Source organism: Bacillus cereus group sp. BfR-BA-01350, assembly GCF_022663775.1.
In the GTDB taxonomy this organism is placed as follows: domain Bacteria; phylum Bacillota; class Bacilli; order Bacillales; family Bacillaceae_G; genus Bacillus_A; species Bacillus_A paranthracis.
Map to the genome: position 1 here is coordinate 1 of NZ_JAKUGD010000068.1, position 222 is coordinate 222.

Here is a 222-nt window from a genome sequence, read left to right on the forward strand (position 1 = left end):
TCTCACCCGTCTTTCGCTACTCATACCGGCATTCTCACTTCTAAGCACTCCACCAGTCCTTCCGGTCTGACTTCACTGTCCTTAGAACGCTCCCCTACCACTGATACCATTGGTATCAATCCGCAGCTTCGGTGGTGTATTTAGCCCCGGTACATTTTCGGCGCAGAGTCACTCGACTAGTGAGCTATTACGCACTCTTTAAATGGTGGCTGCTTCTAAGCC

General features: G+C 50.9%; 1 rRNA gene. It reads right to left on the minus strand.

The features are described 5' to 3' along the window. Positions 1 to 222: ribosomal RNA gene (locus MR147_RS27010) — 23S ribosomal RNA — on the minus strand; the annotation flags it as partial.